The organism is Methylotenera sp. E1MeOHC1, assembly GCF_058745595.1.
Map to the genome: position 1 here is coordinate 428,281 of NZ_CP196025.1, position 24,520 is coordinate 452,800.

15 protein-coding genes are annotated in these 24,520 nt (G+C 44.8%); 4 read left to right on the plus strand and 11 right to left on the minus strand.

What is annotated here, in order from left to right; all coding sequences use genetic code 11:
• Positions 1–98: 98 nt before the first annotated feature.
• Positions 99–1,442, plus strand: coding sequence for a GTPase HflX (hflX, locus tag ACSSU7_RS01945; protein WP_492517067.1), 1,344 nt, complete (start codon positions 99–101; stop codon positions 1,440–1,442).
• Here the strand turns inward: hflX and ACSSU7_RS01950 are convergent.
• The 5 genes from ACSSU7_RS01950 to ACSSU7_RS01970 all read right to left on the minus strand — a co-directional run bounded on the left by ACSSU7_RS01950 (position 1,434) and on the right by ACSSU7_RS01970 (position 13,702).
• Positions 1,434–3,389 (minus strand): putative bifunctional diguanylate cyclase/phosphodiesterase, encoded by a 1,956-nt coding sequence (locus tag ACSSU7_RS01950; RefSeq protein ID WP_492517068.1) that lies wholly within the window; start codon positions 3,387–3,389, stop codon positions 1,434–1,436. The genes hflX and ACSSU7_RS01950 overlap by 9 nt on opposite strands.
• A 235-nt stretch (positions 3,390–3,624) precedes the next feature.
• Complete coding sequence (gene mfd, locus ACSSU7_RS01955; RefSeq protein WP_492517069.1) at positions 3,625–7,065, minus strand: transcription-repair coupling factor; 3,441 nt, start codon at positions 7,063–7,065, stop codon at positions 3,625–3,627.
• A 94-nt stretch (positions 7,066–7,159) separates the two neighbouring features.
• On the minus strand, positions 7,160–8,635 hold the full coding sequence (gene tldD, locus ACSSU7_RS01960; RefSeq protein ID WP_492517070.1) for a metalloprotease TldD: 1,476 nt from the start codon (positions 8,633–8,635) through the stop codon (positions 7,160–7,162).
• A 200-nt stretch (positions 8,636–8,835) separates the two neighbouring features.
• A complete protein-coding gene (locus ACSSU7_RS01965; RefSeq protein WP_492517071.1) occupies positions 8,836–9,717 on the minus strand; it encodes a carbon-nitrogen hydrolase family protein in 882 nt (293 codons plus the stop codon).
• Between the two features lie 58 nt (positions 9,718–9,775).
• The gene (locus ACSSU7_RS01970) at positions 9,776–13,702 is read right to left on the minus strand and encodes a YhdP family protein (protein ID WP_492517072.1); all 3,927 of its coding nucleotides are present in this window, start codon (positions 13,700–13,702) and stop codon (positions 9,776–9,778) included.
• A 284-nt stretch (positions 13,703–13,986) separates the two neighbouring features.
• Here ACSSU7_RS01970 and ACSSU7_RS01975 point away from each other — a divergent pair, with 284 nt between their 5' ends.
• Both ACSSU7_RS01975 and ACSSU7_RS01980 read left to right on the plus strand, forming a co-directional pair.
• Positions 13,987–15,891, plus strand: a complete 1,905-nt coding sequence (locus ACSSU7_RS01975; RefSeq protein ID WP_492517073.1) for an ATP-binding cassette domain-containing protein — start codon at positions 13,987–13,989, stop codon at positions 15,889–15,891.
• A 50-nt stretch (positions 15,892–15,941) separates the two neighbouring features.
• Positions 15,942–16,505, plus strand: coding sequence for a hypothetical protein (locus ACSSU7_RS01980; RefSeq protein ID WP_492517074.1), 564 nt, complete (start codon positions 15,942–15,944; stop codon positions 16,503–16,505).
• A gap of 51 nt (positions 16,506–16,556) precedes the next feature.
• Here ACSSU7_RS01980 and ACSSU7_RS01985 read toward each other — a convergent pair whose 3' ends face one another.
• From ACSSU7_RS01985 to ACSSU7_RS02010, 6 genes are all read right to left on the minus strand, one after another.
• A complete protein-coding gene (locus ACSSU7_RS01985; protein ID WP_492517075.1) occupies positions 16,557–17,111 on the minus strand; it encodes a hypothetical protein in 555 nt (184 codons plus the stop codon).
• 201 nt (positions 17,112–17,312) lie between these two features.
• Positions 17,313–17,714, minus strand: a complete 402-nt coding sequence (locus tag ACSSU7_RS01990) for a YchJ family protein (protein WP_492517076.1) — start codon at positions 17,712–17,714, stop codon at positions 17,313–17,315.
• 100 nt (positions 17,715–17,814) lie between these two features.
• Positions 17,815–19,389 (minus strand): peptide chain release factor 3, encoded by a 1,575-nt coding sequence (locus tag ACSSU7_RS01995; protein WP_019898077.1) that lies wholly within the window; start codon positions 19,387–19,389, stop codon positions 17,815–17,817.
• Between the two features lie 131 nt (positions 19,390–19,520).
• On the minus strand, positions 19,521–19,970 hold the full coding sequence (locus ACSSU7_RS02000) for a CBS domain-containing protein (protein ID WP_492517077.1): 450 nt from the start codon (positions 19,968–19,970) through the stop codon (positions 19,521–19,523).
• Between the two features lie 46 nt (positions 19,971–20,016).
• Positions 20,017–20,463 carry a universal stress protein gene (locus tag ACSSU7_RS02005; RefSeq protein WP_492517078.1) on the minus strand — a complete coding sequence of 149 codons (447 nt, stop codon included), beginning with the start codon at positions 20,461–20,463 and terminating at the stop codon, positions 20,017–20,019.
• Between the two features lie 78 nt (positions 20,464–20,541).
• The gene (locus tag ACSSU7_RS02010) at positions 20,542–21,138 is read right to left on the minus strand and encodes a nitroreductase family protein (RefSeq protein ID WP_492517079.1); all 597 of its coding nucleotides are present in this window, start codon (positions 21,136–21,138) and stop codon (positions 20,542–20,544) included.
• A gap of 970 nt (positions 21,139–22,108) precedes the next feature.
• Here ACSSU7_RS02010 and ACSSU7_RS02015 point away from each other — a divergent pair.
• On the plus strand, positions 22,109–24,490 hold the full coding sequence (locus ACSSU7_RS02015) for an EAL domain-containing protein (RefSeq protein WP_492517080.1): 2,382 nt from the start codon (positions 22,109–22,111) through the stop codon (positions 24,488–24,490).
• The last annotated feature ends 30 nt before the right edge of the window (positions 24,491–24,520 follow it).

Below are 24,520 nucleotides of genomic sequence, written 5' to 3' on the forward strand. Positions count from 1 at the left end.
TAATGAAGTTTTTTGGCACTTAACTGTAAACTCCACAAGGTTAGATCGCACTTTTAAGGTACTATCTGTCCTCAATTAATTTATACCCCAATCACCTAATGCAAAAAGAAGTTAAAGAGCGCTCAAATCTCGCGCTGGTCGCCGCTGTTCAATTACCTAATGTAAGTGATGCAGAGTTTGAAGCCTCGTTAACCGAGCTGCGCGAGCTTGCAAAAACCTTAGGCTATGATGTAGTGAAAACCTTTGTGCAGAAGCGTGCCGGATTTGATATCAAGGCCTATCTTGGTGAAGGCAAGCGCGAAGAGGTACGCGCTTTTGTGAACCATGAGTCATATGATGTGGAGTTTGATAAAGCGCCGCCTAATATCAACGATTGGGAAATCGACACCGTACTGGTTGACCACGAAATCTCGCCGTCACAAGCGCGTAATCTTGAAAAAGAAGTGGGCTGTGAGGTGATGGACCGCACCATGGTGATTCTGGAGATTTTTCATCGCAATGCCCGCTCACGCGCAGCGCGTGCGCAAGTTGAAATTGCGCGTTTGGGCTATATGGCACCACGCTTGCGTGAGGCGGCAAAACTAGCAGGTCCACAAGGTAGGCAGCGTAGTGGTGAAGGCGGCCGCGGTGCTGGTGAATCACATACTGAATTGGATAGACGTAAAATCCGCGACCGTATTGCTGAGTTGCAGCAAGATATTCTAGCGATGGAAGCAGAGCGTAAAACGCAGCGTGCGCGCAGGCAAGGGCGCCAAGGGATGGCAGGCGTGGCACTGGTTGGCTACACCAATGCTGGTAAATCTACCATGATGCGAGCGCTGACAGGCAGTGAGGTACTGGTCGCTAATAAGCTATTTGCCACACTGGATACCACAGTGCGCGCACTTTACCCAGAGAGCATCCCGCGTATTCTGGTGAGCGATACGGTTGGCTTTATTAAAAACTTGCCGCATGGCTTGGTGGCTTCGTTTAAGTCAACGCTAGATGAAGCACTAGATGCATCGTTATTACTGCATGTAATTGATGCCAGTGACCCAGGGTTTGAGCGCCAACTTGAAGTGACCAATCATGTGCTTGCCGAGATTGGCGCAGATGAAGTGCCACGTATTAAAGTGTTCAATAAAATTGATTTTGTGGGTGATGATGCGGCACAGGCAGCATTAACGCTTACTTTGCAAAGCCGTTACCCAGATTGCGTAGTGATGAGTGCAAAACGGCCTGATGATGTAGCGCAGTTACATAAAAAGATTGTCGCGTTTTATCAGCAGGGTCAAATCGAGGCTGAACTATTCTTGCCTTGGGAAGCACAGCAGCTACGCAAAGATATTTATGCAACTTGCCAAGTGTTAGCCGAAACTTCCGACCATGAAGGTGCGTTTTTTAAAGTGCGCGGAGAGCCTGATGCGATTAATAAGCTGACTGAAAGCGTTAAATCAGTTTAATGAGAAATTGGATTGCGTAGCTTCCAAAAGACTTTCAAATTGGTCGGCCGTCACTGGTTTTGAGTATAAATAGCCTTGGGCAAAATCACAGCCAGCGTTGCGTAGCAAGTCACGTTGCTCATCGGTTTCAACGCCTTCGGCAATGACTTGCATGCCAAGTTTGTGCGACATTTCTATAATTGCCTCGCATAACACCATGTCACTTGAATTCGGGGTGATGTTTGAGGTGAAAGATCGATCAATCTTGACGAAATCAATATCGAACTTTCGTAGATAAGCGAGTGATGAATAGCCTGTGCCAAAGTCATCAATGGCGATTTTCATACCTGCTTCTCTAAATGCGTTCAACTGGTTAATCACAGAGTCTCTGGCATCTAGTAGCAAGCCCTCTGTAATCTCGACAATAAAACTTTCGCCAGACAATCCCAAAAGTTTTAACTGCTCAATCCAATTGGTGCAATTGTCGTGCACGCTTCTAAATTGCACCGGTGATTTATTGACGCTCACTTGCAGGTTAGGATAACGTTGCTTCCATTTTATAGTTTGGGTGGCAACCTCATTAAACAGCCAATCACCAATATCTACAATTAAGCCAGTATCTTCAGCCACTGGGATAAACTCATCAGGGCTCACTAAACCACGCGTTGGGTGTTGCCAGCGGATCAGTGCTTCTGCTTTATAAACAGCGCCGGTTGCAAGGTCCACAATTGGTTGGTAGTACACTCTGAACTGATTGTCATTTAAAGCACCCCATAAGTCGCTGATTAAGCGCATACGTTTTAGTGCTTCTTCTTGCATGATAGGTGTGAAGTATTGGTAGCGATTACGTCCTTGCTCTTTTGCCACGTACATGGCTTGGTCTGCATTTTTGAGCAGCAGTTCTACCTCGGTGCCATCTTTTGGATAGTTGCTAATGCCAATACTAGTGCTCACATGGATAACTTCGTCACCTAAGTGAAATGGTGTTGTCAGTTTATTTAAAATGTCTTGTGCGATGCGCTCGATATTCACTTGGCTGCTAATATCGTTAAGAATAATGGTGAACTCATCGCCCCCCATGCGTGCTACGGTGTCAGATTCACGCACGCAGCTTTCCAAACGTAGCGCTACGTCTTTTAGCAGCATATCGCCAATATCGTGCCCAAGAGAGTCGTTTACTTCTTTGAACTTGTCTAAATCTAAAAACATGAGCGTCACAATTTGCCCGGTGCGCTGTGCTTTTTTAATATCTTGTTTAAATCGATCAAGAAACAGCACGCGATTAGGTAAACCGGTTAATTGGTCATAGTGGGCTAAATGGGTAACTTGTGCTTCTGAGTTTTTGCGGTTGGTAATGTCGGAGTGAGTACCAATCATTCTTAGTGGTTTGCCATCTGCAGAACTGCTCACCGTCATGCCGCGGGCCAATGTCCATTTCCAAGAGCCATCTTTGCAGCGTAGGCGGAACTCAGAAATATAGACGTCACTCTTGCCTGAGAAGTAATTTTGAACATCACTAATAAGGATTGCTAAGTCGTCAGGGTGAACTAGCTCTCTACCCGCGGCTGCAGTGGGGGTGATTTCATTCTCGGCATAGCCGTAAATTTGGCTCCAGCGTGCAGAGCGAAACACATGGTCACTTGGTAAGTCCCAATCCCATACGCCATCACCTGAACCTTCCAGTGCAAACTTCCAGCGTTCTTCACTTGCTTGCAGTGATTGCTCTATGGATTGTTGTTGTTTTAAGGTTCTGCGGAAAAGTGAATAAAGAAGCAGCGCGGTGATAAAAATAAAGGCGACACCTTTATAGGTGTTCAGTATCGAAAACTCTTCATAACTTGAAATCAGACTAAACAGCGCAGAGTCTGTTGCAAATATCCACGCCAAGCCGAATGCAAGGTAAATGCCGACAATGCGTAATACAATTAAATCTAATCTGGAGGATTTTTTTCGGAAAAACTGATTCACTACACTAAGCCTTTGCCTACATATGCAAGTATTGTAAAGCGATTTGATATAGATACAAGGTTTAGTTGTATGTTTTTATGGCGATTTTTAGTCGCTATCATAATCAGAATCAAGCCATATTAAATGAAGTTTATATGACAGTTAAGCTGATGGAGGCGTAGTGGCTGAGGCTAGTATGCTTTGTAGTTAAGGCGTTGGCACGCTTAGGTGTTTCTAAATAAGCGCGCCAAGTGTTTTATACAAATTCCTTGAGCAGGCTTTTCACAAAGTCGGCACGTAGGTTAATGGCTTCTAAGGCGATAGAAACTCTCAGTTTATCTGGCCCGTTCATACGGCATCTTTTATCGCGCTGCAGCAAGTTAACCAGTTTTAACGGGTCTATATCGGCTCTAGGATTAAACTGTAATTGAATTGCCGCATCCGATGCATCAATTTTAATAATCCCCAGCGGTTTTGCGGCGATACGTAGGCGGTGGCATGCCATCAAAGCCTCACCTTGCTCAGGCAGTAAGCCAAAGCGGTCAATTAGCTCTTCTTGCAGGTTGTCTAAGCTATCGTCATCGTTACAGTTGGCTAGGCGTTTATAGATGACCAACCGTTCATGCACATCAGGGCAATATTCATTAGTGAGTAGTGCAGGGGTGTGCAGGTTGATTTCTGTGGTGACGCCTAGTGGCGCATTTAAGTCTGGTTCTTTGCCGGCTTTTAGTTGCTTCACCGCATGGTTTAACATATCGGCATATAAATTAAAGCCGATTTCCTGCATTTCACCGCTTTGTGAATCACCTAGCAATTCACCTGCACCGCGAATCTCTAAATCGTGCATCGCTAGGTGGAAACCCGCGCCCAGGTCTTCCATTAGCTGAATTGCATCTAAGCGTTTTTGCGCCTGTACCGTAATTTTACGTCCGGCTTCTGTTAGCAGGTAAGCATAAGCCTGATGGTGTGAGCGCCCAACACGGCCACGTAATTGGTGCATTTGCGCCAAACCAAACATATCAGCTTTATTCATGATAATGGTGTTGGCGGTTGGCACATCAATACCGGTTTCAATAATGGTGGTGCAAAGTAGTAGGTTGTAGCGTTGATGATAGAAATCACGCATGACATGCTCTAGCTCGCGCTCGCGTAGCTGCCCGTGTGCAACGGCAATGCGTGCATCGGGCAGAATACGCTCAAGTTTTTCGCGCATGGAGTGTATCGTATCTACTTCATTATGCAGGAAGTAAACCTGACCGCCGCGTTTAAACTCACGGGTTACCGCTTCACGGATAATGCCTTCTGAGTATTCGGTATGGAATGTTTTAATACTTAAGCGTTTTTGCGGTGGGGTGGCAATCACACTAAACTCACGCAAGCCTTCCATCGCCATGCTTAAGGTACGCGGAATCGGGGTTGCTGTGAGTGTCAGCACGTCTACCTCAGCACGCAATGCTTTGAGTTGCTCTTTTTGGCGTACGCCAAAACGGTGCTCTTCATCAAGAATCGCCAAACCTAAGTTTTTGAACTTCACGTCTTTTTGAATCAAGCGGTGGGTACCGATAATAATATCAATTTCACCAGCTTCTAGCCCACGTAAGGCTTCAGCTTGCTCTTTTGCGGTTCTGAAACGTGAAATTTCTGCAATTTTGATAGGCCACTCGGCAAAGCGGTCACTAAAGTTATTAAAGTGCTGCTCGGCTAGCAGAGTAGTTGGTACCAATACCGCCACCTGACGCCCACCCATCACCGCAACAAATGCTGCGCGTAATGCAACCTCAGTTTTACCAAAGCCAACGTCACCACATACCAGCCTATCCATCGGGCGACCGGATTGCATGTCTTTAATCACATTTTCAATGGCTTCAAGCTGGTCTGCAGTTTCTTCAAACGGAAAGCCTTCGCAGAATGCTTCGTAATCTTGCAGGCTTAAGGTAAATGCATGGCCACGTCTGGCCGCACGTTGTGCGTACAGATTAAGTAACTCTGCCGCCGTATCACGGATTTGTTTAAGCGCTTTTTTCTTGGCTTTTTCCCAGCTGCCGCTGCCTAAGCGGTGTAATGGTGCAGATTCCGGTGGGCCACCAGAGTAACGCGAGATAAGAAATAGCTGCGAGACCGGCACATACAGTTTATCGTCACCGTAATACTCTAGTAGCAAGAACTCAGTTTCACCTTCGCCTAGGTCAAGGTTCATTAAACCTTTATAGCGGCCTACACCGTGCTGTTCGTGCACTACCGGGTCGTTGATGCGCAGCTCGGATAAATCTTTGAGCATGCCTTCTGTGCTGCGGGCTTTTTCTTTTTCACGGCGGCGCTGTTGGCGCACGGTGGCAGCATAGAGCTCGGCTTCGGTGATAACGGCAATTGACTGTGCATGGTTATCACTAAACACCACACCACGATGCAGGGTGCTGACACCTAGCATCACATGTGCATCGCTGGCTTGAAATTCAGCCCAAGTTTCACAGATGGCGATTTTTAAACCATGCTCTGCAAACAATTGCGCCATGGTTTCACGACGCCCCAGGCTTTCAGCCACAATGAGGATGCGGCCCTTAAATTGACTGATGAATTCGGTCAGCTTATGTAAAGGTCGTTCTGCGCGGCGTTCAATATCGAGAGCTGGTAGGGCGCTTGTGGGTTTGCTGGTGTCGGTATTACCTGTAGTGAGCACCACTCTGGCAAATGTATGCGTAGTACTGAAAAAGTCTTCAGTTTTAATCAGCAGATTTTCTGGCGGTAGTAACGGGCGCTCGGCATCGTGTGCCAAAGTGCGGTAGCGCGATTGTGCCTCGCGCCAGAACTGTTGCGCACTTAAATCTAAATCACCATGCAGACATAGCAGGCTGTCTGGCGCTAAATAATCTAGCAAGGTGGCTGTTTGTTCAAAGAACAAAGGTAAATACCACTCAATGCCACCTGAGGCGATACCTTTACTTACGTCTTTATAGATTTTTGCACGTTGCGGGTCACCTTCAAACGTTTCGCGGAACTGACTGCGGAACAAGGCGATGCCTGCTTCATCTAGTGGAAATTCACGTGCAGGCAGTAGCCTGATTTCTGGTACTGGATATAGGCTGCGCTGTGTGTCCACATCAAAAGTGCGGATGGTTTCAATTTCATCGTCAAACAGATCAATACGGTAGGGTAGCGCTGAGCCCATTGGGAATAAATCTACCAAGCCACCACGTACACTAAACTCCCCATGTGAGATCACTTGTGTCACATGATGATAGCCCGCTTCTGCGCATTGTAATCTCAGTGCTTCAATATCCAGTGTCTGCCCTTTTTTGAGCATAAAGGTATTGGCACTTAAATAAGCCTTGGGGCTTAAGCGAATCAGCGCGGTTGCCAGCGGCACAATCACAACATCAAAAGCGTTCTGTGCAATGTGATAAAGCGTAGTGAGGCGGTCTGAAATTAAGTCAGGGTGCGGTGAAAATTGGTCATAAGGCAGTGTTTCCCAATCCGGCAATAAGTGCACGGCTAAATCTGGCGCAAAATACGGAATCTCTTCTAACAGCCTTTGCGCATCAAAGCCGCCAGCCGTGATAATCACTAATGGCTGGTGCGGTTTTTGCGCTTTTGATGCTGTTGCTAACATCGCCAGTGCAAACGCATCCTCGCCACTGTTTGCAAGTGTTAGCCGATTGGCTTGGCCTTTATTGGGAATTGGCAGGGTGTTCTGCGTCATGAGCTTATGATTTTATTGCGATGAAAAAGGGCAGATTATAACGGCTGTTAGGGCGTAATCGATATAAATTCTGCGTTATTAAATCTGCGTTAATTTAGGCAGTACCGCCGACCGTTAAGCCGTCAATTTTAAGGGTAGGCTGCCCAACGCCAACCGGTACGCTTTGCCCCTCTTTACCACAAGTGCCAACGCCTGAATCCAGTGCCATGTCGTTACCAATCATGGAAACGCGCTTTAGCACCTCGGGGCCATTGCCAATCAGGGTTGCGCCTTTCACTGGGTAAGTGATTTTGCCATCCTCAATCATGTAGGCTTCTGCCGCGCTAAAAACAAACTTGCCGCTGGTAATGTCTACTTGACCGCCGCCAAAATTAGCTGCGTACAAACCTTTTTTCACTGATTTAATGATTTCTTCAGGTGGTATTGTGCCATTAAGCATATAAGTGTTGGTCATGCGTGGCATTGGTACATGTGCATAACTTTCGCGGCGCGCATTGCCTGTTAGCGGCATATTCATCAGGCGTGCATTGAGTGTATCTTGAATATAGCCACGCAAGATGCCGTCTTCAATCAATACGGTTTTATTGGTAGGGTTGCCTTCATCATCCACACTTAGTGAGCCACGGCGGTCTGCAATCGTGCCATCATCCACAATTGTGATGCCTTTTGCCGCCACTTGCTGCCCAATCATATTGCTAAATGCAGAGCTGCCTTTGCGGTTAAAGTCGCCTTCCAAACCGTGACCGATCGCCTCATGTAATAAAATCCCTGGCCAGCCTGCACCTAAAACTACGGTCATGCTGCCAGCGGGTGCAGGGCGTGCATCTAAGTTAACTATTGCTTGATGCACAGCTTTTTGCGCATACTCTTGCAAAATTTCATCGGTGAAGTAGCTGTAATCAAAGCGGCCACCACCGCCTGCGGAGCCTTGCTCGCGACGGCCATTGCTTTCGGCAATCACGTTAATGCCAACCCGTACTAAAGGGCGAATGTCTGCCGCCATCACGCCATCATGGCGTGCCACCATGACCACTTCATATTCACCGGCAATTGATGCCGTCACTTGTGTAATGCGTGGGTCTAACTTTCTTGCGATTGATTCTAAATGCTCTAATAACTTTACCTTTGCATCTGCGGAGAGTGATGCAATCGGGTCGTGCGGTAAATATAACTGTGGCGATTGTGGCTTGATAATCGCGCTGGCAGTTTGTTCATTACCTAAGCTAGAGATGGATTTAGTCGCTTTAGCGGCTTCTAGCAACGCTTTTAAATTAATATCATCTGAGTAAGCAAAAGCGGTTTTTTCACCGCTCACTGCACGCACGCCTACGCCTTGGTCTATGGAAAAGTTACCCGATTTAACCTGTCCTTCTTCCAGCCCCCAGCTTTCGCTACGGCTATATTGAAAGTACAAGTCGGCATAGTCGATTTGATGCGACATCATATCAGCGAGGACGTTTTGCAGTTTCGCTACATCAAGGTTAGCCGGTGCAAGCAACGCCTCTGTTGCTGCATCAAAATGTGAACCTTTAATGAGATTGGCGTTAGTTTGTGGTTCTTGCGTTTTCATGGGTTTCTTTTCAAAAAGAATTCGGTAAATACTTGAGTTTATAAGGCAATAAGCTATTAGGTTGGCTATCTAATGAATATCTATCATGCAACCACTATCGCAAATGGGGCAGGGTGTTCATGGTCTAGTTATTTTAATACCTAGCGTTACGTTGCAGAGGTATTCATTTGCAACGTAACGGGTAAATTTGATGCTTGAAGCTATTGTTGTCCGACAACCTTAATGGTGCGATGTTTCAGCGCAGGCAAACTTTTTCTTAAACTTTCTTGGTAAGTTGGGTTCATGGTTGCCATGACAACCCCTGAACCGCGCGGCAATCTATCCAGCACCACACCCCATGGGTCTACAATCATGCTATTACCGTGAGTTTCACGACCTGATATATGGTAGCCACCTTGTGCCGGCGCAATCACGTAGCTTAAGTTTTCAATCGCACGCGCACGGATTAAGCTTTCCCAGTGGGCTTTACCTGTAGTGTCGGTAAATGCAGAAGGCACCACAATAATGTTTACCTCGCCCATGGCTCTATAGAGCTCAGGGAAGCGTAGGTCGTAGCAGATTGATAGGCCAATTTTGCCAAATGGGCTATCAATCACTTTAACCGTATCGCCGGCTTCAATCGTTTTTTCTTCTGTGTAATGCTCATTGCCTAGTTTTAGGCCAAACAGATGGATTTTATCGTAGCGCGCAACTTGTTTGCCTTTGTCGTCATAAACCAAGCAGCTATTGCGTACTTTATTGGGAACATTGCAGACTAAAGGCACTGAGCCGCCAATTAACCAGATTTTATGTTTTTTTGCAATTTTGCTTAAAAAGTCTTGAATCGGGCCTTTGCCTTCTTCTTCACGAGCGGTGACTTTGTCAGATTCTTTCAAGCCCATGATGGCAAAGTACTCAGGCAGTACAATTAATTTAGCCCCTTGGTTAGCGGCAATTTCAATCAGACGTTCAGCTTCGCTTAAGTTGGCACTGACATGAGGGCCAGACGCCATTTGAATCGCTGCCATTTTGATAATGCCTTTGGCGGAATTTTGGCTGCTGAGTTTTGCTTTGGTTGTGGTAACGCGAGAGGTGATAGCCATGTAATATCCAAATAGTTTTAAATTCTTCTTAAAGCCGATGCACTGGCTTGTTTATTAACTAATTAATGAGCGGGTTGTTCTGGCTCTTTTTCGACTCATCTTCAGGCTTCACTTCCTGTGGGGTATCCCAAGTGCCAATGATTTCGTAATCAGTCGATGCAATTTTATTCAAAGGGTCTTTCAACACCTTTTGGGCTAAAAACGCTACGGCCCCTACTAGTGGCCCACCAGCCAATGCAGCAAGCGAAATGCTATCACTAATCCTCGGCGAAACGTTAACAAAAAGATGTTGCGTCTCCTTCGGGATGCTGATTTCACCTTTAATGCGCACATCTGCCGCCGGGCCAGCCATTTTAAAGTTGTCGCTGCGCATCATGCCTTGGTCAATTTTAACGGTTGCATTGATTTTGTCAAAAGCAAAGCCATTGCTAAATAAGTCTCTAAAATCTAATGTCAGGCGCCGTGGCAAACTTTGCAGGCTGAGTAAGCCTAGCAGTCTACCCACGCCTGGCTGCACTTGTAAAATCTGGCCTTTACGCACGTCAAACTTCAGTTCGCCGCTGAGGCGCGTAGTATCAAATTGGTGTGGGCTACCTGGCCAACGCAGTTGCCCAGTGAGCTTGCCTTCGCCGTCCATAATCGTTTCTGCATAACCCAGTCTCGCCAGCGTTTTCCCAAGATCTTTAATGTCCCAGCGGACATTGAGGGATGTGTTGGCGTTTCTTACCCAATTGTTCCATTGCCCCTCTGCGCTTATCGTGCCTTCTGGCGTGTTAAATTTGATTTTTTGGATATCCCAGTTGTCATTCTCAGGGTAAGCAATCAGCTCTAAACTACCCAGATTCTTTTTCTGAAACACAAAGTTATCGGCAGTAATGTCTAGCGCAGGGTAGTCCTGTTCTAACTTGGTAAATTGTTTTAAGTTTTTATTGTCCGTCACATTACTTGCTGCAGATAGTTGGTCTGGCGCAGTTTCTGGGATAGTGAAGTTACTTAATCGCGCAATTAGCTTGCCATTTTTCTGGTCAATCCATTGTAAGTTGCCAGTAATTTCTTTGCTTTGCAGCGTAATGCGTAAATTATCTTCGGTATTCAGTTCGGTAATATTGACTTGGTTAAGGCGACGGTTAAAAATATCGAGCGCCTTAATCGAGACTGCTACCTTTTGAATAGGCAACTTCACCGATTGACTAGACGAGTCTGCAAGATTTTTTGCTACATAACGCCATGCATCTGCGTTCAGATAATCTAAATTACCGCTTAGTGCAATGCCTGCTGGTTTGCCTGATTCATTACTGACGGGAGATTCCACTTTAACGTCGCCGCCAAGCTGGATATTGGCATTGTTAAGCTCAAACTTGCCGTCTTTCAAAATGCTGGTGATTTTTGCGCCAGCTTTATTGCCAATATTGACAAAAAGAGAACTGCTGTTGGTGTCTATTTTTTTATCGACACGTAAACTGAGTGGCTGATTGGCATTTTTATCAAATGGAGCAGGCAAACCTGAGGCAATGCCAACTAAATCAGAGCGGATGCCAATGCTGACACGCGGCTTCTGGATCAATATATCGCCTAGCCATTCGGTGCTGCCGCTGATGTAATCATTCGCTTTTGCCAATGAGTGGTCTGTTAGCATCTGTTTGACGCTACTGTCACTTAGTTTGCCTTTTACCTGCACACGTACGGATTTGTCTTTACCTGAGCTTAAATTAAAAGCAAGTGGGGAGCCGAACGCGTAGGCCTTAATGTTTTTAGCGCTTAGGCTAGCTTCTGTGAACTCTAAATTACCGTTAATTTGTGTCAGTGTTGGAATGTCTTCACTTTCCATTTTGCCGTTGGTAATTTGGTAAATGCCTTTATATTTAGATGCATCCACGTCAGCAAGCGGGATGCTTAAGCCTAAGCCAAGTTTGCCGTTGCCGCTGGTTTTAAGCGTGTCGGTAAAGCCTTCAGTGAGCGTGTGTACCGGGCTTTTATTTACAAAAACAATGCCTTCACTTACAGGGCCTTGTAACTCGGATTGCACATTGAGAATAGGGTAGTCAGCATCCAATTGGGCGATGGTGGTTTTGTTCTTAATAATTTGATTACCGAATATGTGCCCAGTGTGTGCATTGAGTTCCATGCGGTTGCCTTCAAACAGCAGGTCTAGGCCTAGTTTCTCAATCACGGGCCAGCCTGTACCGTACTCTAAAAGCGCATCGGTCACCTTGGCGGTAACGCGGAATATCCCCAGTTTCGGGTCTTGGTGGTTTTTACTATCCACAAAAGGGAAGTCAGCTAACCTGCCTTTAACGGTTACATTAATATCGTTAGCCTTGCCCTCTAGTATGGAAGTATCTAACCAGTTAATGGTGGCTTCCCCCAGCATGTTAGGGTAATAAAATTTGGCATATTTGGCATTGCCGTTATTGAACTTACCTTTTAAGTCTAGGTAGCCACCTTTTTTACCGTCCATGAGATAGCTTGCATTCAGGGTGCCTGATAAATGCGGGCTACTCATGGTTAATGCATTAACGTCAATTTTGGTGTTATTAGGGTTGATGTTCCATGTGATCTTTCCCTCAAGCGTATCGAATGGGATAGGCCAGCGTAATGTGCCTTTTGCATCCACATGCGCTTGTTTGCTATCTATTAGTAGTGACCCTGATTTTTGATTAGCCTTAAATTCACCAGACAAATTGCCAAAGCCTGGTATCTGCAGGTAGGCATTTGTTGTTAAATGATTAAACTTGGTAGTTACTTGGTAACTTTTGGTGATGTTGTTTTGTGCCTGCCACACCAGATTCAGGTCTGTAAGCTCACCTTGTGGGTTAATAGCGCTGATCGGCGCAATGAGTTGCTCAGGGAGTGGTAATTGCGACAAGTTTGCTTGAATATTAGCCAACGCTAGGTTAGGCATAGCTAAATTAAAGTCTTGTTTGCCGTCTGCCGTCTGCGTGTAGTTTGCTGTAACGTCTTTCAGATTAAGGCCGTTAACCGCACTGGCGTTGAGTACACTCACATTTAACGACTGGCCAAATTTAGTCGATATGCCGAGTAGTGGGCTTTTGCTTAGATTTTTCCAAATGATATTGCCAGATAGTTTGTCTAACACCAGTGGCGCAAGGTGATGCTTAGTTTGTAACTGAATGTTTGCTAATGCAACATGGCTGTTGATGGATTGCACCTGATGGTGTGAGAAATCAATCACAACATTGGTGCTGCCGATGCCAGATTTAAGGTCAACAGGGTAGTCAACCCAAGTTTTGTAAGCAGCTAAATCTGCATTTTTGAGTTGTACGTGTAAATTGCCATGCCAGTTTTGCGTTTGGCGAACATCGCTGCCATAAAAACTACCAGTGACTTGCAACGGGTAGCGGCTACCTATGGATGGCAATGCGCTCACTGTGAAGCTATGGTTCCGAATCAAGCTCCTCCAAGGTGGGCTGAGGACTTCTACGTTCAGTTGGTTTAGGCTTAGCTCAGGTGCGTGTCTAAGTTCGTCCAGCCATAGTACTTTGGCATTAGTGATGGCTAATTTATTCTGCCTTAATAGCCAGTTGGTTAAGTCGGGGTTGGATTCTCCAGCCATGCTGATGCCCGCTACAAAGATTTCACCTTCGGTATTGCGGCGTACTGTGAGTGCTGGCTCGCGGATAATAAGCTCGGCTAAATGCGGCTCTAGTAGTGGTACGCTTAGCCAAGACAAACGCACATCAATCGTTTTTAATTGTAAGGCGATGCGATTTTGTGTGTCGAAAATATCAATGTGACTCAGCAGTAAGTGCGGATTGATTCCTTGCCAGTCAGCTTTAATATCGCCAATAGTGATTTTTTGCTTGGCAGATTTACTGGCAAAACCGGCGATTTCATCTTTATGCTGGCCGATATTTGGCATCAGCCAGAAATGAATCGTTAGTGCAATAGCCAGCACGATAACGGCTGAAATGCCAACTAGCCAGAGTAGCGCCCGGTAAACCCAAAGTAGAGATTTTTTAACCATTGATTATGTGGGTTTTATTGTTAAATGTTTAGACCGCACATTTTACTTGAATATTGACAGTATTGATTGATATTCAAGGTGATGCAGTTGTAAAACTAGGTAAATCCCTACAAATATGGCTTAAAAATAAAAGAGTGTTTAAGACTATGCACGTTAATCATTTAGAATAACTGGTTTAGTCGGTTAGAGATTGTGAATAGTCACATTCTCGCTACCTTAAATGCATGCATTAAGCCAAACGCATGTTGACCTGTTTGGCTCAATTTAATTCATATGGTTATCACTTGATTCAATTTAAACAACTTACATTAACACGCGGCCTTAAAGTTTTAATTCAAGGCGCATCCATGCAGCTGCACCCGGGTCATAAGGTTGGTTTAACTGGCGCCAATGGCGCTGGGAAATCCTCTCTATTTGCTATGCTACGTGGTGAGGTGCATCCTGAGCTGGGTGATTTGGAAATGCCAGCAAGCTGGGTGGTGGCGCATGTTGCACAGGAAACTCCCGCGTTAGCTATGCCTGCTATTGAGTTTGTGCTGGATGGCGATGTTGAGTTGCGTGAAATTGAAGTTGCCTTGGTTGCAGCAGAGGCTAACCATCAAGGCGAACTGATTGCTGAGTTACATCAACGCCTAACCGATATTGAAGGCTACAGTGCAAAGGCGCGCGCCTCGGAACTGTTAAATGGCTTGGGCTTTAGTCAGGCAGCACTACAGCAGCCTGTATCTACGTTTTCTGGTGGTTGGCGTGTGCGTTTGAATCTAGCGCGTGCATTGATGTGTCGCTCAGACCTGCTATTGCTAGATGAGCCTACCAATCACTTGGACTTGGATGCGGTGATTTGGCTAGAAGGCTGGTTGCAGAGCTATCGTGGCACGTTGTTATTGATTTCGCATGATAGAGATTTCTTAGATGCGATTGTGAACCATATTGCACATATTGAGCAGCAAACATTGACACTGTACCGTGGTGGGTACTCGGATTTTGAGCGTCAACGTGCAGAGAAGCTTGCGTTGCAACAAGCCATGTTTGAAAAGCAGCAGCGCAAAGTTGCCCATTTACAAAGCTATATTGACCGTTTCCGCGTGCAGGCCACCAAGGCGCGTCAGGCACAAAGCCGCATTAAAGCACTTGAGCGTATGGAAATGATTTCTGCTGCGCATGTAGACTCACAATTTGGTTTTGAGTTTAGAGCGCCCGTCGCCGCGCCAGACCCTTTGCTCGTGCTGGATGGTATGAGTGTGGGCTATCACGATAAGCCTTTGATTAGCAATATAGAGTTAGCCATCAGACCGGGCGAGCGTATTGGCTTACTTGGCAAAAATGGCGCAGGTAAAACTACGCTGATTAAATTATTGGCGCATGAGTTAGCGCCATTAAACGGTAAGCGTGTAGAAGGCAAAGACCTGAATATTGGCTACTTTGCACAGCATCAACTGGAACAATTGCGTCCGGATGATTCACCGTTACAGCACATGATGAAGCTAGACCCGCTCACGCGCGAGCAGGAGCACCTGAATTATTTAGGTGGTTTTGACTTTAAAGGTGATATGGCAAGGTCGCCCTGTGCTAATTTTTCTGGCGGTGAAAAGTCACGCCTAGCATTGGCATTGTTGATTTGGACTCGCCCGAACTTACTATTACTTGATGAGCCGACCAACCATTTAGACCTTGAAATGCGCCATGCGCTAACGCTTGCCTTGCAAGACTTTGAAGGTGGCGTGATACTGGTGTCACATGATCGCGCCTTGCTACGTGCGACATGCGACGAATTTGTCTTGGTGGCAGATGGCAAGGCAGCGCCATTTGATGGTGATTTAGAAGATTACAGCCAATGGTTAAATGAGCAGCGCTTAAAAGAAAAGCAAGCCACTCAAGCAGTTGCCACAGATAAACCTAATAAAAATGACCGCGCACTGAACAAAGCCGAGCGTCAGGCCAGAATCGCTGAGCGCCGCCCCTTGCTGAAAGAGCTTGAGCAAATTGAGCGCAATATGGCACAGTGGCAAACCGATAAAAAAGTGTGTGACGAGCAGTTGAATGATACTGAGCTCTACACCAGTGCAGATAAATCAGCTTTGCAAGCACTGTTAAAAACGCAAGCAGCTTTAACGCAGCAATTAGAAACCGCAGAAGAACGATGGTTGGTATTGCATGAAATGCTAGAAGCAATACCTGCACTTGATTAACAGCAGTATTAATAGCAGTTTATTTTGTTTAAGATTAATAAGGACCCCAAATGGAAATGACGTATTCACAACGCTTAAAGCTTATGCATGCATTGTGCTTGGCGGCCACGCATCGCGATGACGAAACACCTAATACCAATTTAGATGAATACGATGCATTGAATGCAGCCGATTACTTGAGCTGCTATGTGACGTTTAAGGCGATTCAATCTGCTGACCGCTCACCCCTAGCTGAGCGTAGTGACAATTTTGATATGTTGAGTGTATATCAAGCATTTGCGTTACTAAGCTATGCATTCTTTACCGTGCCATTAGCGCAAGAAAATATAACACCAGATTTTTCAACAGCACAAATTACCATTGCAAAAACCCTGTTTGCAGGTTTGCCAGATGCCGAGTTAATTGAAATTGTAGAGTCAGGTTTAAGTAAATTCCAATTAATCGCGGATGCAGAGGCTGAGCACTGGACGCAATTTAGAGAGAATGTCGATAAATTGGTGATTGCACTGGTGGTGGCTGGCACAGATGATGATAGCCCACATGGTGTAGAAGACGTATTGCCAATTTTTGGTCAGTTGCTAAGCCAGTTGTGTGAGGCATTTGAAAACGCTTAATGATCGCTTAAGTCATAGCGCTTACTGAGTGGATAGCGAACCCTCGCAGATTTAATGCTGGGGTTGTGCGCTACTTGTTGCGTCAATGATATTTCCCTCTAGAGTTTGGTGAATTTGCTCCATTAAAAAGCTGGCAGATTCTCGCCCAAGTTTAGATTCTCGCATTGCCATATGCCAGCTTGAGATACATTGTCTTAAGCTGGTTTCATTCTCGCAATTTTCAATTTTAGTCTTAATCGCTCGCCCCATCATGCCGAGATAATCATCGGTGGCTTCTATCAGTATGCTTTTTACTGCAGTCAGCTTTGTCGGACAGATTGGCGCGGCTTGGTCTGCTGCTTCAAGTAAAGAAAGTGTAATTGTAGATGTGTGCGGAGCGACAGGCATGGCTTGCTGTGCTTGCTGATCCTGCGGACGTTGAATATAACCTTCAGATTCCAGTTTTTTAATCGTGTCTAGCAGTTGCTCCTGCTTAAAAAACTTGTTCAGATCATCCAGATTACGTACACCATTCACCAGTAATAATACTTGGCGCTCCCGCACACTTAATGTACGTTGGTTGCTTGCAAACTCATTAAAACCACGCGTGGATTTTTCATACACCATGATGATGATCTCATGTGAGCGCCGCCATCGACATACAATGGGATAAGCGCGTAATAAGGTGCATCATAGTATTTGAATGTGAAGTTAAGGTGATGTTTTTATTTCACATTGATGACGATTGTGTGAATTAAAGCTGCTACCTTCTAGCCTCTGCAGGGTTTAGGTAAGTGGTGACTCCCCAATATCGCGGATACGTGTTGATTACTGATAATCACCATCTAGGTAAAACCAGCAATGATCAATCCGTTTGAAACGACTGGTTTCCTGTAGTCTTTCAGCTTTTCCACCCAAGTTGTTGGCATATTTGTAACGCGCAACAAACGAGACAGTTGCATTTTCAGCATCTAAGTTTTGATGGCGCTTCACTTGCAAGCCTAGCCATTTGATTGTCTCGTCACCCTCTAGATTCAGGTCTTGCGGGCGTGAGTCTGGGTGCCAAGTGCGCAGTAGGTAATCTTTTAAATCAGGCTTGCTGCTTACAAGCGCATAGGCACTATAACGTGAGCGCATAAGTGCTTCTGCAGTGGGGGCAGGGGTGCCAAGATGGTAAACCTCACAGCATAGATGGTAAGGTTTACCGCTATCGCATGGGCACAGTGTCATGATGTTACGCTTTCCAATATAGCTTCAGCCGTGATGAGAAGATGTTTGTGCACCATCTCATCATGATCAAGGCTATTTTGAGGCTGCTTTGGAGCTAGAGTTAGGCAATTTCACGTGTTTCCAAAAATTGAATATCCGGATAGCGTTCTTGTGCCATTTGCAGGTTAACGCGGTTAGGCGCTAAGTACACATAATCATCGGCACCATCTAACGCCACGTTAAAGCCATATTTATCTGCAATGGTTTTTAAATCTGCGTCAGAGCCGCGTAACCAGCGTGCGGTGTAGCAATCGTATGGTTCAAACACCATGTCTACACTGTATTCATGCTCCAAACGATGGGCGACCACCTCAAACTGCAACATACCAACCGCACCTAAAATCAAGTCGTTTGAAAGCAGAGGTCGGAACAGTTGTGCAGCACCTTCTTCAGCTAACTGTTTTAGGCCAATTTGCAGTTGCTTCATTTTCATCGGGTTCTTAATGCGCGCACGGCGGAAAAACTCTGGGGCAAATGATGGAATACCCGTGAACTTAAGGTTTTCGCCTTCACTGAAGGTGTCGCCTAACTTCACGGTGCCGTGGTTTGGAATACCAATAATGTCGCCAGAGTACGCCTCATCCATGGTGGTACGGTCTTGCGCCATAAATGTGATGGCATTGTTTACGCTCAATGTTTTGCCTGTGGCAACTTGCTTCACCTTCATGCCACGCTCAAAACGGCCGGAACATACACGCAAGAACGCAATACGGTCACGGTGTTTCGGGTCCATGTTGGCTTGAATCTTAAACACAAAGCCTGAGAACTTACCTTCATTGGCTTCTACAGGGCGGCTTGCCGTGTTGCGAGATTGTGGCGGTGGAGATAAATCTACTACGGCATCCAGCAATGATTGCACGCCAAAGTTGTTAATGGCAGAGCCAAAGAACACTGGTGTTTGTTTGCCGTTTAGATAACGCTCTTTATTAAACTCATGGGATGCACCACGCACAAGCTCAATATCAATACGCAATTCCTCAGCTTGACGACCTAATAACTCATCTACGCGTGGGTTATCTAAGCCTTTAATGGTTTCAGAGGTGCCTTTTTCCGCACGTGGATCAAAGAACGAGATTTCGTCGTTATACAAATGATAAACACCGCGGAAGCCTTTACCCATGCCGATTGGCCATGTCATCGGTGCACATTCCATACCGAGCGTGGTTTCAATTTCATCGAGCAACTCAATGGGTGGGCGGCTTTCACGGTCTAGTTTGTTGATAAACGTGATAATCGGTGTGTCACGCATGCGACACACATTTAACAGTTTAATGGTTTGCGCTTCCACGCCGTTTACAGAGTCAATCACCATCACCGCAGAGTCCACTGCGGTTAATGTACGATAAGTATCTTCAGAAAAGTCATCATGGCCTGGGGTATCGAGCAGGTTAATCATGTGCTCACGGTAAGGGAACTGCATCACTGATGAAGTCACAGAAATACCGCGTTGTTTCTCAAGTTCCATCCAGTCTGACGTCGCGTGACGGGCTGCCTTGCGGCCGCGCACCTCACCGGCTACCTGAATTGCACCACCAAACCAAAGTAGTTTTTCGGTCAGTGTGGTTTTACCAGCATCGGGGTGAGAAATAATAGCAAAAGTACGGCGGCGGGAGATTTCGTCTTGAAGCGATGACATGTTTTGATAGATTTGATTTAAAAGCGCTATTTTACCTGAAATATGCGTGAACTCGTTAAAACGGATAGTAGCAAGCCAGCTTTAGCGGCTAGTACAGAGATGTGCCTAGTATCTACTAGATTTAGTCCTGTTTAACGTCTGGTCGCGGCCTCATTTTTAAGTTCGCGAGAGATTAATTTGGTCAGTGTCCCCATTTCTTTTGAGAGCAATACTAATAAATCATCCAGCGTTATTATGCCAGTTAACACACCTGTGTCGTCCACAGTGGGTAGTCTTCGTACGCCTTTTGAAGTCATGGTTTGTATGGTTTCAAATACCCCAGCACTTTCTTCTAAAACTGATAAGTGCCTAACCATAATGTCGCTAACGGTAATCACTTTGCAATCTAATGCGGTGGCGACGACTTCTATCACTAAGTCACGATCAGTAACGATGCCTACTGGCGTTAATTTACCCTGATTCTCTTTAACGACAACAACATCGCCTACATGATGGTTACGCATTAATTGTGCAGCTTCAAATACCGTTGCATCTTCTTTTACGGTGATTACTTCGTGATTACAAACTGTGCGGATAGTCATGATATTTCCCTTCAATTATCGTTAAATATTTTGTTGAGATGAATAACTATGTGTTTGTTTTAACCAACAGTACCGGTACATGGCTTTGTTTAATAACAGCATCGGCATCACTGCCCATCATAAAGCGCGCAAACCCACGTAAGCCGTGTGTCCCCATCACAATTAAATCTGCAGGCCATTCTTCTACTTGTTTAATAATCAGCGTTGATACACGTTCACCTATGCTTTCTATGATTTTGCTGTCGGCAGATACGCCAGATTGTAGCGCGCTATCTTCAGCGGCTTTTAGTATCTTTTCACCTTGGCTACGTTGAATATCTGCTAGGTACAACACATTGAGGTCGCCATTGGCATCCAAAATGGGGAAATAAGTATCAACCACATGCAAGAATCTAAGTTTTGCATGATGGACCTTGGCAAGGTTAATCGCTTCTACCATACCGCAGTTTGAAGTGTTGCTTCCGTCTATCGGGCAGAGAATTTGTTTGTACATTTTTATTTACATCCTCTCCATTTGCATTACTTATGGCTTAACTTGCGTTACTCATCAGATTGACTAAATTTTGTGCATTTAATTAGTTTGAATATTTGCCAAAATTCTAGGATGTTTACGTGAACTGCGCACTGGCGTATCGCTGGGATAGCCGACAATAATCGGTGCAACTACTGTAAATTCACTAGCAATGCCTAGTTTGGTTTTAACCTCTGATAAATTTAGAATAGGGGTGGCGCAGCCAATAATACATGTGCCCAAGCCCATGGCACATGCTGCCAATATCAGGTTTTCAGCTGCTAACCAACAGTCCGCTTCAGACGCAGTTAATATGGTGTTGCAGCAAATTAAGATGAGCGTGCCTGCGTTATAGAAAATATTAAAATCCTGATTAACTAATTGCTCAAAAAACTTAACTGATGGCTGTGGTTGGTCAGAGTCCTTGCTAGTGAGTAACATGGCTTTGGCTTGATCAGATAGTTCTTTCAGTGTTTTTTTATTTTGTATGATGACAAAGCCCCAAGGCTCTCCATGCATGGCTGTAGGCGCACGTATTGCTGCCTCCAGCAGGCTTGGAATCGTTTCTTTTTCTAGCTTTTGTGTTGAGTAGCTACGCACAGAGCGCCTAGCTAATATCGCTTCATAAAGGCTCATTTCCACTTCGAGCATGGCCATTTCTGCAGATCCCCAATTACCACTAGGATATAGTGTGTTTTAGTATTTGTTTTGATCACACTACCAAGAATAAATATATTAGGTAATCCGCGCGAACACGTATAAATAAACTGTTTTATGTCTGCGTAATGTTTTAAATATTAATGGGTGCGGCAACAGTTGGCTAAATTTGGATATGAAGTATTTTTTGGTATGAGATATTTGAAGTGGCGCTAACTTTAGAATCAATAGATCCAGTCCCCAATTGGCTCTTGATATCCAGCTATAGGTGATACTTAAAACCTGAAATGCGCCTATCGCTAATAGCAGCAGCTCCATAAACCGCACTTTTTTGGTGCTTTAGGTAATGTAGGTGCATATTGGGCGTGCATGCAAAACTGATTAAATTACGCATATTCCCTACCAGTATTGAGGTTTTATTAAGTAATCTCACTGGAATAGCCGTTAAGTTTCCAGCTGGCATGATGATTGCTTATATGTATTTACATTCTGAAAATTATCTTTTCGTTAAGTGAATTAATCCGGATGCTAGGTGATTGTATATAGAGGGCTAACAAAGGATCTGACTGTTAAGAATGTAGTGAGATAAAGTTTAAGTTTAGAGTCAAAGCTGGCTCGTATTAATAGGTAGCACAAGGCAAAGGTGTCTTGATAAGAAATTAACTCCTGATGAATTGGGCGTTGGTTTGTTATCAGACACCTTTTTTTATTTGTCGAAGTTATTTGCAAGTAAAACTAATTCATTCATTTTATTGAAATAAATAGTATATAGCATCTTGGCTGTGCCTATTGTTAAGCAAAGCCTAGCAGAGATGAATGTGGTAGTTGATGGTATTTCTCTTAGTTAGCGTAGGCCGTAATTGCATAGTCGCTGGCTGACTAAGAACGTAACAGTAAAGTTGTAGCGTCACGATACAGCTAGAGCAGTATTAAACAATTGGTGATGAAGTTTGAAAGGTTTGAATCAGCGATGCATAAAATAATTAACTTTAAGAACAAAACTTTACTGCCACTAGCGCTAGTGTGTATCTCAATTGTAGCAATGGTGCATAGCATAGATAAAAGTAAATCTGATAGCGCCATGCTAAAACGAACGTACACCTTACTAAATCTATCAAAAAATATTCAAACGATACCAATTGTCCAGAATGAAAGTTTTAAGCCCAGTCTGTTGCCTGGCAATGAAAGTGCTACAAAGGGGGTGAGTAATACGCTGGAGCATATCTTAGATAATCTTATCCAGATGCAAAAGCTTACTGCTGATAACCCAGCTCAGCAGAGGCAAGTAGTGGTGATACGCACTGCATTAGAAACATTTATTCAGGAGTCAAATAAGTCATTGATCAATAAGGGTGGGCTAAATTTGTTAGGCCCCACTATATCGATAGTGTCAGATGGTGAAATTAATCACTTATATGCCATCATGATTGAACGATTACGTGAGTTTGATAGTAGTCTACAAAAATCTTCACAGCAGCAGCAAAAGTATGCCAGTCTTAGTGGCTTGGCTTCTGAAATTGTCATGTTGGTCAGTTTGCTGCTTGGTGTGTCTATTTTCTTGAAGACACATAAAGGTTTACGTAAAGAGGTTTCTCTGCGCCAACGGGCTGAGGATTACTGGAAATCCGCATTAACGGAACTCAAGTATCAGAAATTTGCATTAGATAAGCACGCGCATGTGGTCGTGACCGATATTCAGGGGCGCATTACCTATGCCAATGCTAAATTCTGTGAGATTAGTGGTTATGCTCAGGATGAGTTAATTGGCCAGAATCATTCCATCATGAATTCTGGTCAGCATCCTAAAGGGTTTTTTAAGGAAATGTACCGTACAGTCGCTAAAGGTGAGACCTGGCATCATGAAATATGCAATCGCACCAAGGGCGGGCAGTTGTATTGGATGGATACGACAATCGTTCCATTTATGAATAGCAACGGTAAACCTGAAAGTTATATTTCCATTCTTACCGATATTACCCAGCGTAAAGCGGTGGATGAGAAAAATCACCTGTTGGCTTTTTATGATCCGCTTACCACATTGCCTAATAGACGCTTTTTTGTGGATAGATTATCCAAGGCTGTTACGGCCAGCAAGAGCTTAGGGCGTAAAAGTGCGCTTTTGTTTCTTGATCTGGATTACTTTAAAACGCTTAATGACACGCAAGGTCATCATATTGGAGATATGCTGTTGCAACAGGTGGCTAGCCGCCTGAAGAGCGCTGTGCGAGAAGGCGACACCGTTGCACGCATCGGTGGGGACGAGTTTGTTGTGCTGTTGGAAGGGCTAAATGAAGACCTCATTGAGGCTGCAGGACAAACAGAAGCCGTCGGCGAGAAGTTATTAAATAGATTGAATCAGCCCTATCTGCTGAATGGTAATGAGTATATCAGCACGCTCAGCATCGGTGTGGCTATGTTAGATAGTCAAACACAGACGGAAGAGGACTTGCTGAAACAGGCAGATATTGCAATGTATCAAGCCAAAAAAGCTGGTCGGAATATGATTCGATTTTTTGATCCAGTGATGCAAGACACGATTAATAGCCGGGTAGCACTTGAAAGAGACCTGCGCAAAGCACTTAATGAAAAGCAGTTTCAGCTACATTATCAAGTGCAAGTTGATAGCACAGGGCTACCAGTAGGTGCTGAGGCATTAATTCGCTGGAAACACCCAGAGCGCGGCATGATTTCTCCCGCCCACTTTATTCCTTTGGCTGAAGAAACAGGGCTTATCGTGCCGATAGGCGCATGGGTGCTAGATACGGCTTGTGCTCAACTGGCAATTTGGCAAAAAAACGCAGTCACCAGCCACATTGAGTTGGCTGTTAACGTGAGTGCAAAGCAATTCAATCAAGTAAATTTTGTGGAACAAGTGCGCAAATCCATCGCGCGTCATCATATCAACCCATCTATGCTAAAGATTGAGCTTACCGAAAGCATGTTGGTCGATAACATTAATGACATCATTACTAAAATGAATGAGCTGAATGCCATGAAAATTCGCTTTTCATTAGATGATTTTGGTACGGGCTATTCATCATTGCAATATCTAAAAAAACTACCGTTATCACAACTTAAGATTGATCAGTCTTTTGTACGCGAGATTACGAGTGATAGTAGTGATAGAACAATCATACTTACGATTATCGCGATGGCTCGTGCATTGAACCTAGACATTATTGCTGAAGGGGTTGAAACTGACGCGCAGCTTGCTTTCCTGCGGAATTATGGTTGCGATCATTACCAAGGGTATTACTTTAGTAAACCGCTGCCAATAGATGACTTTGAGATAATGCTTACAGATAGTGCTCCATGTAGCCTAAGTGACCCTCTACTTACGCTAGCGGCTTAAGCTTAAATGATAAAAAATGGTTGTTATTTA

What these genes read in the sequence shown, in the direction of transcription:
- tldD (WP_492517070.1), bottom strand. Translation starts at nt 8,635, where the DNA reads ATGAAAACGCAAGAACCACAAACTAACGCCAATCTCATTAAAGGTTCA.
- ACSSU7_RS02015 (WP_492517080.1), top strand. Translation starts at nt 22,109, where the DNA reads ATGCATAAAATAATTAACTTTAAGAACAAAACTTTACTGCCACTAGCG.
- ACSSU7_RS01995 (WP_019898077.1), bottom strand. Translation starts at nt 19,389, where the DNA reads ATGTCATCGCTTCAAGACGAAATCTCCCGCCGCCGTACTTTTGCTATT.
- ACSSU7_RS02010 (WP_492517079.1), bottom strand. Translation starts at nt 21,138, where the DNA reads ATGGCCATGCTCGAAGTGGAAATGAGCCTTTATGAAGCGATATTAGCT.
- ACSSU7_RS01990 (WP_492517076.1), bottom strand. Translation starts at nt 17,714, where the DNA reads ATGACACTGTGCCCATGCGATAGCGGTAAACCTTACCATCTATGCTGT.
- hflX (WP_492517067.1), top strand. Translation starts at nt 99, where the DNA reads ATGCAAAAAGAAGTTAAAGAGCGCTCAAATCTCGCGCTGGTCGCCGCT.
- ACSSU7_RS01965 (WP_492517071.1), bottom strand. Translation starts at nt 9,717, where the DNA reads ATGGCTATCACCTCTCGCGTTACCACAACCAAAGCAAAACTCAGCAGC.
- ACSSU7_RS02000 (WP_492517077.1), bottom strand. Translation starts at nt 19,970, where the DNA reads ATGACTATCCGCACAGTTTGTAATCACGAAGTAATCACCGTAAAAGAA.
- ACSSU7_RS01980 (WP_492517074.1), top strand. Translation starts at nt 15,942, where the DNA reads ATGGAAATGACGTATTCACAACGCTTAAAGCTTATGCATGCATTGTGC.
- ACSSU7_RS02005 (WP_492517078.1), bottom strand. Translation starts at nt 20,463, where the DNA reads ATGTACAAACAAATTCTCTGCCCGATAGACGGAAGCAACACTTCAAAC.
- mfd (WP_492517069.1), bottom strand. Translation starts at nt 7,065, where the DNA reads ATGACGCAGAACACCCTGCCAATTCCCAATAAAGGCCAAGCCAATCGG.
- ACSSU7_RS01985 (WP_492517075.1), bottom strand. Translation starts at nt 17,111, where the DNA reads ATGGTGTATGAAAAATCCACGCGTGGTTTTAATGAGTTTGCAAGCAAC.
- ACSSU7_RS01970 (WP_492517072.1), bottom strand. Translation starts at nt 13,702, where the DNA reads ATGGTTAAAAAATCTCTACTTTGGGTTTACCGGGCGCTACTCTGGCTA.